The organism is Bacillus sp. BB081, assembly GCF_008368895.1.
Classification (GTDB): Bacteria; Bacillota; Bacilli; order Bacillales; family Bacillaceae_G; genus Bacillus_A; species Bacillus_A wiedmannii.
This window is the reverse complement of the sequence record NZ_QOZX01000024.1, coordinates 165,089-177,627: the sequence shown is the minus strand read 5'-3', so window position 1 is coordinate 177,627 and position 12,539 is coordinate 165,089. Positions and strand designations below refer to the sequence as shown.

Below are 12,539 nucleotides of genomic sequence, written 5' to 3'. Positions count from 1 at the left end.
TCCACTTCTTCTGATTCTTCCGTTTCTGCAATTACTTCCACTTCTTCTGATTCTTCCGTTTCTGTAATTACTTCCACTTCTTCTGGTATTTCCACGATAATCGTCTCTTCAAGTTTTTCTTCTGCTTTGACAATCACTGATTCTTCTGGAGCTTGCTTTTCTACTTCAATAGTAGGTTGTTCTATTTCTGTATTACGTTTAGTTTCTTCTGATAATATTGTATCCTCGTGCTCTACTTTAGAATCTACTAATTCTGTTTGTAGAATGTTTTTGGCCACTACATCACTTTCTTGCTTAGCATCTTCCATACGCTCAGCAATTGTTTGATGAGGTACTTCACCCGCTGGAACTGCCTGCTGTGCACTAATTTCTTGAACCACTTCTTTTTCTACTATAGGCTCTTGGCGTTCAATTTCATAACCGTTTTTCTCTAGCCATTGATCGACAACTGACTTTTCTTCCTTTTTACTTTGTTGATCTCGCTGATCAACGCCTTCATGACTGGAAGAAGTCGTTGCTTGTCCTTCTGAGAAATCAGATAATGTATATCCTTTTTTCTCTAGCCATGCATCAACGACTGATTTGCCCTCTACAGATATTTCAAGGTCTTCTCTTTCCTTTTCTTCCTCCTGCTTTTCTACCTTTTTCTCTACAGAAGGACGATTATATCCGTAAATTGGCGAAATCATTTCTGTTGGACGAAATGGTCTACGGTTACTTTCTTGCGAAGGTGCAGATGCCTTTTTTACGACAGGCTCTCGCTCCGGTTCATATTGTACTTCCGGCTCTTCATATGTAGAAACTACCTTTTCCACATACTGTCGTCTACTTCTTTCCACTTTGATTCCTCTTTGAGTAGGCTGATTTTCATATGTTACAACTTGAACAGGTTGTTCTTCAAAATGCCCTGTTGCTATAACATCCTCTTCATCGAACCCATTATCCGGTACTAATGGAAAACGGCATTTACCTGCATTCCTACTTGCCATTTGTGCTTCTCTTGCTTCAGTATAGTGGTTTACACGAGGAATTTTCGGCTGACTTTCGATTTGCTTTGATACTTCTTTATTCATCGCTGTTTGTTCTTCCTCTTTGTTAAACAGCTTTTTCATCCAATCTAACATGCTTACCACTCTTTCTACTAAATAGTAACATCCTTTATTGTATCAGCATTCGGCAAAAAGTGCAGGTAAAATTAAGCATGTCATATTTATCCATAACATTCTAATTTACGAGTGTTTTCATATGGAAAAACGCAGCCTTCCATGTAAGACTGCGTTTAAGCTTTACTCTTCCGATACTCATCTACACTATCCGTTACACTTTGCAATAAAGAATTTACATACTGTGGGTCAGATAATTTTTTATCTTCTTCAGGATTTGACATAAATCCAAGTTCTAATAGTACGCCAGGAACCTTTGCCCAATTAAATCCAGAAAGGTCATCCCTGAATTTAATTCCATTTACTTTCACTTGATGGTTCTCTCTCATTTTATTTACAATCGTTTGAGAGATTTGAAGACTTTCAGCATAAATCTCTTTCGTGTACGGACTTCCTTCTGCTGGCGTTAATACAGCAAATCCACTTTGATTCGGATTTTCAGAACCATCTGCATGAAGACGTAAAAACAAATTCGCCTTATGATCATTCGCAAATGTCGCGCGTTCTTTATTACTTATATCCACATCTTGTGACGTTCTCGTCATTAATACTTGCATTCCCTTTGCTTCTAACTTTTCTTTTAATACGGAAGCCATTTCTAATACAAGAACAGCCTCTCTTTTTTTCGTCGCAACACCAGTTGTACCATCTGTCACTTTATATTTTTGCGTCGTTGCTCCTGGCCCGATCGGCTCCAAATTTAAATTTGCTTTTTGTTGATGCCCCGGATCAATAACAACAAGAAACTTCCCTTGTTTTTCATTACTCTCTACTTTTTGCTCATTATTTTGCAGCGGTTTCTCAGCTGGCTGCACTGGCGTAGCTTCCTCTTTCTTTTCTTCAGCCAGCACTTCCTCCTGCTTCTGCTTCACTTGCTCATTCGTTTGAACTGCTTGCGGTTCTTCTTTCTTTTCTTGTTCTTCTTGCTGCTTTTCTACAGGTGCGTCTTCCTTGCTATCTTTGGTTTTTTCCTGCATAGAAGATGTTACTTCTTTTTTCGGCTCTTCTTGCGAACAACCTCCCATATATATTCCAATGAATGCAATCATACTCATTATCTTTATATACTTCATACTTTTCTCCCATCACTTTGCACCGGTTTCAAAGTTTTTCTTATAATTGTTTTATAATCTCATCCATATTTCCAATATGAACGGGTTGCCACGTTTCTGTACCACGCTCTGCGGTATAGACTAGATAAGCATCATCAACTACATTTACGAAAACAGGATCCCCCATATCTGTTTCATATCCGATAACAATCCATTCCTCTTTCCATTTTCCACTTTCTTCACTTAATAATGAATTTTTATGTTTATCATATCGATAACCGATTTGTCCTTTTTCTAATTCATTTTCGCTAAACAAATATATTTCATAGGAACCTAGTTCGATATCTTGCTGTTTTGAAGTTTCAATTCGTTTCAGAAGTCCGGCGATTTTTAGTTGTTTTTTCATACTTCTATCCCCTTCTATTTTTCTAAATTTTAACTAGATTGTTTATAAAATACAATATAGATTTTGAGAAAAAAGGTGACATCCTTATAATATGAACGATTTTTTGAATATATCTGTCACAACTCGCAATATATCAATGATTCAACAGAAAAGAGAGGCTGTCCAAAAGGACAACCTCTCTTTTCTTACATCAATTAAAATTTGAACTCTTGTCCAACTTCAAAGCTATCTTCTAATACAAGAATACCTTTTTCTTGTGGAGCATCTGGAAGCTCTAATTCACGTGCCGAGCAAATCATTCCAGAAGAAGGAACACCGCGAAGTTCAGCTGGTTTAATTAGCATACCGCTTGGCATTACAGCGCCAATTTTTGCAACGACAACTTTTTGTCCTGCATCAACGTTCGGTGCGCCACATACGATTTGTAATGTTTCTGTACCGATTTCTACTTTACAAATGTTTAACTTATCAGCATTTGGATGCTTCTCTTTTTCAGCTACATAGCCTACAACAAATTTTGGAGAAAGATCTGCTTCTACTGTTTCTTCAAAGCCGTTCTTCGCTAAAATTCCGTTGATTTTTTCTACAAATTCTTTCGTTAATGTTAGGTTACCTGTTTCTTTTACTTCTAAGTAAGAAGACGCATTAAAGATGTTAAATCCTGCTGTTACATTGCTTTCACGATCGTATACGCGTGCAACATCTCCTTTGCGATCAAAAGTACGGTTCTCTAAAGTAATATCTTGTAAGGCAACAATTAGAGTGTCACCAATTCCTTCAAGGTTGTAAAAAACGTTCACTTCGTTCATCCTTTCTCTTTTCCATCTGTCTTCTTCCGATTCTTCGCTAAAATAAAGATTGGCTCGAAGTCTCCATCTTCATATACGAATGAAAGTGATGTAATCGGAACATGCCCTTCGGCAAAAAATTTCATTGTCATTTGTGCAATAATATCATAACCGATTTCGTTGACGATATCAGCAATAATTAATACATCTTGGTGAGGAACAGCAACAACCATGTCACCAGAAATCTTTTCACGCATCGATTGTAGTAACGATTCGTTTAAAATACGCGTCGCATCATACCCATCATTTGTGTTTAAAAAGTAGAATGTATTCCCTGCTACTGTTTCTTGTTTAAATTCATAACCTAATGAGCGAGCGTTGAATAATGCCATTTCACGCACTTGTTGCTCTGTAAGTTCTAATTTTTGTAATAGACGCTCATCAATGAGTCGATACGTTTTATTCGAATCTAACGCGTAGTAAATACGTGTTTCCGCCGTATGATCCGTCATAATAAACGGATTTCCTTCTTCTGCTTGTTTCGGGAAAGAAGTAGAGCGAATAACAGGTAAAATTTTCGCTGCGCTATTTTCTTCTTTATGCATCGCAATTAACGCTTCTTGTACGTAATAAGCAACCTCTTCAATTGCTTTTTCTTTGTTCACTTCCCATTTTGCCACAACTCCTGGAAGCGATACGTTAATACCTTTTTTCGAGTCTTTTTGTTCTATACGTAGAACTTCTTTCTCGCTATCATACTGAAAGTCCCATTCTGGGCGAGATAATTTCTTCATTAACTCGTCTTTCATCTTTTTACTTGTCATCTTCATCTCTTTTTCCTCCCTTCCAAAAAAATAACCTCCCCCGCGAAGGTAGAGGTTGTTTTACAATTCAATTGGCAAATTGCCTTATTTTAAACCTTCAATGAACTCTTCGATTTGTTCTTGTGTTTTACGATCTTTGTTTACATAGCGACCTGTTTCTTCACCCTTATTGTACGCTACAAAGCTCGGAATGCCAAATACGTCTAATTTTACGCATAGATCAATAAACTCATCACGATCTACATAGTAAAATGAGAAATCACTATATTTCTCTTCTACTTCTGGCATAAACGGGTCTACAAAACGGCAGTCTGGGCACCATTCTGCTGAGAACATAAAGACTACATTCTCTTCATTTTTCAATTGTTGGAATTGCTCCATGCTTTCTAATGATTTCATCTATATTTCCTCCTCTAACGAGTGCATTTTTTCATGTTATAATCTTTCTTTTATACTACCATACATCGCGCATGGTGCAAGGTTTATGCTTGCTTTTCGTCATACTTATATTGCCCAACAAGTAACTTAACAACGTGTACAAATAATTCCGTGCGGTCGACATAATCATCTGTAAAAATACCGATAGCACCTTCGTGACTACGAATATCTTTTCTCTGTACAAACTCTTCCATCACTTCACTTAACTCCTTGCCATCTTCAAGAGGTGCTAAAAAATCATCTGGTAACTTAATACGTGCACCGCCTGCAACGAATGTTTTACCGGTACTTGTTGCTAGCGCGCCCCAGTTACACATAAATAAACCGTGCTCCGTTTTCATTACGCCACCTTCTAATCCAATACCAATTTGAGCTTCTCCTTCTTGTAGCGCTCGCTTCGCTCTATTAACCGCTCCTTGCATCGTCTCTTCATCTGTAAACGGCTGGTTTGCTACCCCTGAAGGAACAGAAAGAGATGTAATTGTAACATCTTTCCAAACCTTCTCCACAGCACCAACTTTCGTTTTATTCTTCGATCCAACTACTACTTTCATTTCGTTCACCTCTATAAAAATTTATCATTTTGTTCCATCCAATATCCGCTTCGGCATAAATTAAGTACCAACCACTATCACACACCACAGTGGAATCCCTTCTACCTATAAAAGAAGATGGCTTTCCGCAATATTATTGGTCCTAAACAAAAAAACAGGCTTCTTCTTTCTTCCTACCCGCGGTCTTAATACACCATTCGAGCACCTATTAAGCACTAACCGCCACCACACATCGCTGGTTCATCTATTCAACCTAAAAAAAGAAGGGTTTTTCGCCCTTCTTCTCCTACGCGTTATTCTTAATTGTCTCTAACGTCGTTTTATCCGTTGCTCTTACAAGCTTCGTAATGAGTTCTTTTGCTGCCGCATAATCATCAACATGTAAAATAGAAGCATGTGTATGAATGTAACGTGCGCAAACACCAATTACTGCTGATGGGATACCTGAGTTACTTGTATGTACACGGCCCGCATCTGTACCACCTTGTGAAATAAAGTATTGATACGGAATGTTGTGTGTTTCTGCTGTATCTAAAATGAATTCGCGCATTCCTCTATGCGTTACCATCGTACGATCATAAATACGAAGAAGAGCACCTTTTCCTAATTGACCGAACTGCGTTTTATCACCAGATGCATCGTTTGCTGGACTTGCATCAAGCGCATAGAAAATGTCTGGTTGAATCATATTTGCAGCAGTTTGTGCACCGCGAAGACCTACCTCTTCTTGTACAGTCGCACCAGAGTATAATGTGTTTGGTAATGTTTCGTCTTTTAATTCTTTTAATAATTCGATTGCAAGGCCACATCCGTAACGGTTGTCCCAAGCTTTCGCCATAATTTTCTTTTCATTTGCCATCGGCGTAAACGGACAGATTGGCACGATTTGTTGTCCTGGTTTTACACCAATCTCAATCGCATCTTCGTAACTATCTGCACCTATATCAATTAACATATTTTTTATATCCATTGGTTTTGCACGTTGCGCGTCACTTAATAAATGAGGAGGAATAGAACCAACAACCCCAATAACAGGACCATTCTTCGTCATAACTTGTACACGTTGCGCTAATAACACTTGACTCCACCAGCCGCCTAATGTTTGAAAACGAAGCATCCCGTTTTTCGTAATTTGCGTAACCATGAAACCTACTTCATCCATATGACCTGCTACAAGAACACGTGGGCCAGTTTCGTCCCCTTTTTTCAGACCAAATACGCTACCTAAACCGTCTTGCACAATTTCATCCGCATATTTGCTTAATTCTTGCTTCATAAAACGGCGTACATCATGTTCGAAACCTGATGCACCTTGTAATTCTGTTAACGTACGAAATAATTGTAATGTCTCTTTATTCACGAAGTCCCCTTCTTTCAAACCTTAGTAGAATACCTCTTTTATTGTAACGAAATTTTCGAAATGTTTCTAGTTTCTTCTTTTTTAGCTGTATTTGCTTTATAATTATCATTGGTACACTATTTTTATTTTATAGAATTGAGGTGAATATATGAGCTGGAAAGGTTTAGTAGCAGGTCTTGGCGTTGGGTTCGCAGCTGGTTATCTTGTTGCAAACAAAGTACAAGAACAATCCCATATTTCTTCAGAAAAAGCATTGAAAATGGTGAAACAAGCATTAAGTCATAAAGGTGAAATTACTGGCTCTTGGGTACATATGGTTCCAGAGACATTTGAAAAATATGATGTCGCATACGAAGTTTATCGTGGCGGTCTTACAACGATGTTAGATGATATACAAGAACGATTTGAATTTTTAGTTGATGCTAAAACAGGTACTGTTTTAGAGGTTATAGCAGCATAAAAAGGAGGGTTCCCATTAGGTGAACCTCTTATTTTTTAATTGTGGATAGTAATTGAAATTATATGGGCGATTTTCCGAATATATCGACTTACCGACAAAAAACGAAAAGGAGACTGCTCCAACAGACTGCTGGAACAAACTCCCCTTTTTTATGCTTCTACACTCGTTTTCCGCTCTATTTTTTCTACAATATGCCCTTCCTCATTCCATTTTACTGCACGGTAATATGCGTCATGATAAAAAGTAAACCATGCTCCTTTTTCAGCGCCGTACTCCATCCACTTTTGCTTATTTTCAATTGATGTCATTGGATAATCATCGTATGCCATTACCCATAGTACATTTTGATGTGCGTGCGTCGGCAATAGGTCTGCTAAATGAAGCATCGTTTCACCTTTGCTTTCTAAAGCAATAACTGCATGTCCATCACTATGACCACCTGTATGCGCCATTTTTATTTCATCCGTAATTTCTATTTCTTGCTGGAATGTAACAACTTGATCTACAATCGGCTCCCAATTTTCCTTCCAATATGTATTACGCGACCTGATATTTGGGTTCCTCATTTCATTCCATTCCGTTTCGCTTACGTAAACTTTCGCATTCGGAAACGATGGTACAAGGTGATCACCTTCCCATTTCGTTAAACCAGATGCATGATCAAAATGCAGGTGTGTCATTAAGACGTACTGAATATCTTCAGGTTTTAAATCTAATTTTTCTAATGATTTATAAACCGATGACTCTTCTGTTACACCTTGATTTCGCTTCATCTTCTCATTCAATTTACCGTTTCCTATTCCGGAATCAATGAGCATATTACCGTCTTTCGTTTGCAAAAGTAACGGATCTGTTCGTAAATAAATATGATTTGTATCATTATGTTTATATTTACGTGACCAAAGCACTTTCGGTACAACACCAAACATTGCTCCTCCATCTAAATGTGTGTTCCCGCCTTTTAGCCACGTCACTTTTATATCTCCAATTTGTAACTGTTCCATTTTTCATCCCCCTTTCTTTTTAATATTAACATAAAATTCCGATTATTTTAGTTATAAAAAACCTATGCATTACTACATAGGCTCTGTGCGATATTTTGCTTCAACTCGGTAAATACGATGACCTTTACTTGAGAATTTCTCTTCGTATTCTGTCATAATGTTTCCTTCATAATCACTATTATGAAGATCTAGGCTCAGGTAAGTTAATAACATACCATACTCAGCCATACTCATTAGAGAGTATTCAAATAAACCTTGGTTATCTGTTTTGAAATGAATTTCTCCGCCTTCTACTAACACTTCTTCATAATTGCGCAAAAATGTTTTATACGTTAAACGACGTTTCGTATGACGATTCTTCGGCCATGGATCTGAGAAGTTTAAATAAACGCGGTCAATCTCACCTTTTGCAAAGAAAACTGTTAAATCTTCAGCATCTTTATTAATTAACTTTAAGTTCGGTACTTCTTCTTCAATTAATTTATCAAGTGCATCTACAACAACACTTGTGAATTTTTCAATTCCAATATAATTAATATGTGGATTTGCTTTTGCCATATCATACATAAAGCGGCCACGACCTGTACCTACTTCAATATGAATTGGTTGTTCATTTCCAAATACTTCTTTCCAGTTACCAGCGCGCTCCTCTGGGTTTCCGATTACGATATGTGAATACTCATTAATTCGATCCATTGCATATGGTTTATGTCTTAAACGCATAGATGTCTCCCTCTCTTTACATAGCTATTTTAAAGGAATAATTCCTTCTCTCTGTTTTAATCAATCTCCCAAACAAAAAACCAAGTACGTACGAGCACTCGGTCCGTTTCTTTCAAGTATAAGATGTACCATTTTGATAAAAACTACATACAGCATTAAACATTCCATGACGAAACAGCTTTTTCTCGTACATTTGAAGAGAAAAACAATCGAAAGGATGATCCGTTCATGCCAATTAATCAACAACATCAATTAGAAGTGCTGAAAGATATTTTAGTCAATCACCAAAGTGATTGTTGCGGGACAGTTTCTGAATGCGAGCAATTAGAGCGTCTCATTCAATCGTTACTCGCAAACGATAGTATAAGTAGTGACGCTAAAGCAATGCTAAACGATGTATATTCTTATAGTCAATCGGGTAAATCTTCCTCTAATTTGGACAACCACATTTCCAATAATCAAGAACAACTTACTCAGTGGATTGCTGGAATGGACAATTTTTCTTAAGTATTACTCTGAAGCAAGTAGTTGCTGTAAATATTGATGCCAATATTCAGCTTCTGCTTGCTGTTTTTTTGTTGTGTGCCATTGCATAGACAAAATCGTTTGTGCTATTACATACCATCTCATACGTCTAAGCAGCGATTCATCCATTTCAATATCATAATATTCGAGCCACTCGCTCCATTCGTGGCGCGGAATGTACCAATATAATAACATACCAAGGTCTAGAGCTGGGTCAGCAATTACAGCTCCATCCCAATCAATTAAAAACAACTCATCTTCATCCGACAATAGCCAGTTGTTATGATTCACATCACAATGGCATACAACGAATTCATTGTATTCAATATCTTTTAATGAATCCATTAAATATTGAAGGCCTTGCTGAATTGTTTCATCATCCCTTATATCTCCTCTTAAAACAAGTTGCAGTTGTTGTAATAACTCTTGTGCGTGAAGCGGTTGCTTCCCAAGTCTTTGAATCATCTGTACAAGCGCTTTAGAGGAGTGTATTTTCTTCAAAAGTTTCGCAACACGTTCTAGTTTCATATCCTCTGGCTCTAGCTTCTGTCCCGGAAGCCATTTTTGAGCAGAAATTACATCACCGTTCGTTACCCTTCTTGTCCAAAGTAATTTTGGAACAATTCCTTCTGCTGACAATACCGCTAAAAAGGGCGATGTATTCCGCTTTAAAAATAACTTCTGTTGTCCGTTTTGCGCAATATACGCATCGCCCGTTACTCCACCAGCCGGTACAAGACTCCACTCTTTTCCTAATAATTGTTCCAACCATTCCATATTCATTACCCGTTAACAAATCCTTATCTTTTATAGTTATGAAAAGAAAAACCGCAACATTTCTACATATGTTGTGGATTCATATATTTTACTGTAAATGAAAAGAAAACTTGGCATAAGCCAAAAACTCTCTATTTTATTTTACAAAACCAGTCATAGAATGACAACTTATCAAAATCGTCACCTTTGTCAATTCTACATTTATTACATTCTCAACGTCAAGTAGCGATTTGTCACATTATCGTCAATATATACGTGCTAATTGGAGCCAGCTGAAGTTCCTTTCCTCTAAATGAAGAAATTGGCTCTATTTTCGCTTGCTTTTCGTTTACTAACACATGCCACGTTTCTTCTTTCGGAAGTTGCACCGTTTTAGCTTCTAAACCGCTATTAAATAAAACTACAATCTCTTTCCACGGTCCAAACGATTCTGCATGCCCTAAGTGATATGCAAGTACTTCTGGAGAGGTTTGCAAAAAAGTCATGTGCTTTTTTATAAGGTCTGCGTTTTGTAATCGGAATGCTCCGTGCTCTTTACGAATCGCAATTAAACCTTTTATATAGTTAACGGTCTCTATCTCGTTCTCTTTTTGATCCCAATCTAATTGATTAATTTCATCATTTGCATTATAACTATTTTCATTTCCTTGCTTCGTACGATAAAACTCTTGCCCAGCATGTAAGAAAGGAATACCTTGCGAAAGAATCACCATTGCGCTCGCTAGAAGGTGACGTTTTTTCAAAATCTCTTCTGGCTCTTCATTACTGCGCATTAGTTTATCCCACATCGTCATATTGTCATGACATTCTACATAGTTAATGCTTTGCACAGGCTCTAGAAACAGACCTGTTTCTTTCATACTCAAAAGACTTCCCGATGCTATATACTGCAAATGATTACAGTCTACATGCCCACCAAATGCAAAACCACGTTTATTTATATGAAAGGTACTCCCTTTTATCCCATCACGAAATTGATCATTAAATTGCGCAATATGCGGCATTTTCTTTGCATTATTTAACGTTGCTTTTTCCTCTAGAGGAAGTGGTGTTTGTAGCTCCCACCCTTCTCCTAATAACAATGCATCTCGCTTTATGTTTCGCACTTCTTTTTCTATTATATTCATTGTATCGACATCTAAAATTCCCATTAAGTCGAATCGGAATCCATCAACATTGTATTCAGTAAGCCAATATAAAATAGACTCTACAATGAATTTCCTCATCATTTTCCGTTCAGATGCTATATCATTCCCGACTCCCGTCCCATTAGAAGGCATGCCATCTTCACCATGACGAAAATAATATCCTGGGACAAGCTTTTCAAATGATGATAGCTCTCTTTCATATACATGATTATATACAACATCTACAATCACTCTAATGCCGTGCTCATGAAATGTTTCAATTAGTTGCTTACACTCTACTATCCTGTTATACGGATCAGAGAGGTCTGTAGCATAATATCCCGTTGGCGCATTGTAATATAATGGATTGTAACCCCAATTATATGCAGAGGAAGGATTCGCCTCATCTACACCACCGAAACAATATAAAGGTAATAGTTCAACATGTGTAACACCCAAATCTTTTATATGAGACAAGCCTGTTAACGTCCCATTTCGCCCTATTGTCCCTTCTTCCATTAGCCCTTTATATGTTCCTTTTTTACTCACTCCGCTGCCCTGATGAATAGTAGCATCACGAATATGCAGTTCATACAATATGGCATCTGTCATTGCCTGTAATGGTGGTAATTGCTCTCGTTTTGTTACATTTGTCTTTTCCAAATCGATAACAACGCCGTACGTCCCATTTACAGTCACTGACTTTGCGTAAGGATCCACCGCTTCATTCCATATTAAATTAATACAAACAAGAAATGTATACTTTGCTCCGGCTAAATCGCCTTGTAATGTATGAGTCCAAACCCCATTTTCTCCTCTATCCATTTCATGATCGGTATATTCTTTATCACTTTTATAAATCCTTACTTTCGCAAGCCTCGCAGTTGGAGCCCATACTTTAAATGTCGTTGCTTCTTTTTGATACACGGCTCCTAAATCTGTACCTTCGTAGTAATACTTTTCATCGAAAATCGCTGTTCTTATGACAGCACCTATTTGTAAATCTGTTTCTTCATTCCGTTCATCTCGTACTGTATAATACTTCCCCACATCTAGCGGCTCTTCTATAAAGCACTCATACTTCGTTGCATCCGGAAGCGCAATTGTATGAGAAATCGGTAAATCTTTCACGTTACTTCCTTCTTGCAAACGAAATGTCCGGCTTGTTCCATACGCGTGTGGGAGCAAAATTGTAATTTTATTCATTTCATCTAAATAGGCATCAAATGGACGTTTTACTTTCAACATAAAAAAATCACCATCATTCTTAAAATTAAATGAAACGAGCTGCAAATGATAAGGCTTTTCTTATCAGCAAGGCTCTATACAGTAACACAT

At 37.4% G+C, this 12,539-nt stretch carries 13 protein-coding genes and 1 pseudogene; 2 read left to right on the top strand and 12 right to left on the bottom strand.

Features of this window, described 5'->3' with window-relative positions; genetic code table 11:
- From DN394_RS13905 to DN394_RS13870, 8 genes and pseudogenes are all read right to left on the bottom strand, one after another.
- A pseudogene (locus DN394_RS13905) lies at positions 1-1,124 on the bottom strand (DNA translocase FtsK); the annotation flags it as partial.
- 155 nt (positions 1,125-1,279) lie between these two features.
- Positions 1,280-2,236 carry an N-acetylmuramoyl-L-alanine amidase gene (locus tag DN394_RS13900; RefSeq protein ID WP_149293893.1) on the bottom strand — a complete coding sequence of 319 codons (957 nt, stop codon included), beginning with the start codon at positions 2,234-2,236 and terminating at the stop codon, positions 1,280-1,282.
- Between the two features lie 40 nt (positions 2,237-2,276).
- On the bottom strand, positions 2,277-2,621 hold the full coding sequence (locus DN394_RS13895) for a thiamine transporter (RefSeq protein WP_098705208.1): 345 nt from the start codon (positions 2,619-2,621) through the stop codon (positions 2,277-2,279).
- Between the two features lie 194 nt (positions 2,622-2,815).
- Entirely contained in the window at positions 2,816-3,430 is a 615-nt protein-coding gene (ytpR, locus tag DN394_RS13890) for a YtpR family tRNA-binding protein (protein ID WP_001006767.1), read from the bottom strand.
- A complete protein-coding gene (locus DN394_RS13885; RefSeq protein WP_000784602.1) occupies positions 3,427-4,239 on the bottom strand; it encodes a DUF1444 domain-containing protein in 813 nt (270 codons plus the stop codon). The genes ytpR and DN394_RS13885 overlap by 4 nt, the downstream gene beginning before the upstream one ends.
- Before the next feature lie 78 nt (positions 4,240-4,317).
- Entirely contained in the window at positions 4,318-4,632 is a 315-nt protein-coding gene (locus tag DN394_RS13880; protein ID WP_000838193.1) for a thioredoxin family protein, read from the bottom strand.
- 83 nt (positions 4,633-4,715) lie between these two features.
- A complete protein-coding gene (locus DN394_RS13875) occupies positions 4,716-5,225 on the bottom strand; it encodes a DUF84 family protein (protein WP_000869958.1) in 510 nt (169 codons plus the stop codon).
- Between the two features lie 286 nt (positions 5,226-5,511).
- Complete coding sequence (locus DN394_RS13870) at positions 5,512-6,585, bottom strand: M42 family metallopeptidase (RefSeq protein ID WP_001031515.1); 1,074 nt, start codon at positions 6,583-6,585, stop codon at positions 5,512-5,514.
- Positions 6,586-6,733: 148 nt separating this feature from the next.
- Here DN394_RS13870 and DN394_RS13865 point away from each other — a divergent pair, with 148 nt between their 5' ends.
- Positions 6,734-7,045: a PepSY domain-containing protein gene (locus DN394_RS13865; protein ID WP_000118541.1), complete on the top strand. Its 312-nt coding sequence runs from the start codon at positions 6,734-6,736 to the stop codon at positions 7,043-7,045.
- Between the two features lie 149 nt (positions 7,046-7,194).
- Here DN394_RS13865 and DN394_RS13860 read toward each other — a convergent pair whose 3' ends face one another.
- Together DN394_RS13860 and trmB are read right to left on the bottom strand one after the other, a co-directional pair.
- Positions 7,195-8,049 (bottom strand): YtnP family quorum-quenching lactonase, encoded by an 855-nt coding sequence (locus DN394_RS13860; RefSeq protein ID WP_060486701.1) that lies wholly within the window; start codon positions 8,047-8,049, stop codon positions 7,195-7,197.
- Between the two features lie 72 nt (positions 8,050-8,121).
- A complete protein-coding gene (gene trmB / locus DN394_RS13855; RefSeq protein ID WP_149293892.1) occupies positions 8,122-8,772 on the bottom strand; it encodes a tRNA (guanosine(46)-N7)-methyltransferase TrmB in 651 nt (216 codons plus the stop codon).
- Between the two features lie 228 nt (positions 8,773-9,000).
- Between trmB and DN394_RS13850 the strand changes: the two genes are divergently transcribed.
- Entirely contained in the window at positions 9,001-9,279 is a 279-nt protein-coding gene (locus DN394_RS13850) for a YtzH-like family protein (protein WP_001122236.1), read from the top strand.
- A 3-nt stretch (positions 9,280-9,282) separates the two neighbouring features.
- On the opposite strand, the gene DN394_RS13845 is transcribed toward DN394_RS13850, so the two are convergent.
- Positions 9,283-10,080 (bottom strand): phosphotransferase family protein, encoded by a 798-nt coding sequence (locus tag DN394_RS13845; RefSeq protein WP_002096266.1) that lies wholly within the window; start codon positions 10,078-10,080, stop codon positions 9,283-9,285.
- A gap of 227 nt (positions 10,081-10,307) precedes the next feature.
- Positions 10,308-12,449, bottom strand: a complete 2,142-nt coding sequence (pulA, locus tag DN394_RS13840) for a type I pullulanase (protein ID WP_098849571.1) — start codon at positions 12,447-12,449, stop codon at positions 10,308-10,310.
- Positions 12,450-12,539 lie beyond the last annotated feature (90 nt).

Coding starts and splice junctions, on each gene's coding strand:
- DN394_RS13900 (WP_149293893.1), bottom strand. CDS start 2,236: ATGAAGTATATAAAGATAATGAGTATGATTGCATTCATTGGAATATAT.
- DN394_RS13895 (WP_098705208.1), bottom strand. CDS start 2,621: ATGAAAAAACAACTAAAAATCGCCGGACTTCTGAAACGAATTGAAACT.
- ytpR (WP_001006767.1), bottom strand. CDS start 3,430: ATGAACGAAGTGAACGTTTTTTACAACCTTGAAGGAATTGGTGACACT.
- DN394_RS13885 (WP_000784602.1), bottom strand. CDS start 4,239: ATGAAGATGACAAGTAAAAAGATGAAAGACGAGTTAATGAAGAAATTA.
- DN394_RS13880 (WP_000838193.1), bottom strand. CDS start 4,632: ATGAAATCATTAGAAAGCATGGAGCAATTCCAACAATTGAAAAATGAA.
- DN394_RS13875 (WP_000869958.1), bottom strand. CDS start 5,225: ATGAAAGTAGTAGTTGGATCGAAGAATAAAACGAAAGTTGGTGCTGTG.
- DN394_RS13865 (WP_000118541.1), top strand. CDS start 6,734: ATGAGCTGGAAAGGTTTAGTAGCAGGTCTTGGCGTTGGGTTCGCAGCT.
- DN394_RS13860 (WP_060486701.1), bottom strand. CDS start 8,049: ATGGAACAGTTACAAATTGGAGATATAAAAGTGACGTGGCTAAAAGGC.
- trmB (WP_149293892.1), bottom strand. CDS start 8,772: ATGCGTTTAAGACATAAACCATATGCAATGGATCGAATTAATGAGTAT.
- DN394_RS13850 (WP_001122236.1), top strand. CDS start 9,001: ATGCCAATTAATCAACAACATCAATTAGAAGTGCTGAAAGATATTTTA.
- DN394_RS13845 (WP_002096266.1), bottom strand. CDS start 10,080: ATGAATATGGAATGGTTGGAACAATTATTAGGAAAAGAGTGGAGTCTT.
- pulA (WP_098849571.1), bottom strand. CDS start 12,449: ATGTTGAAAGTAAAACGTCCATTTGATGCCTATTTAGATGAAATGAAT.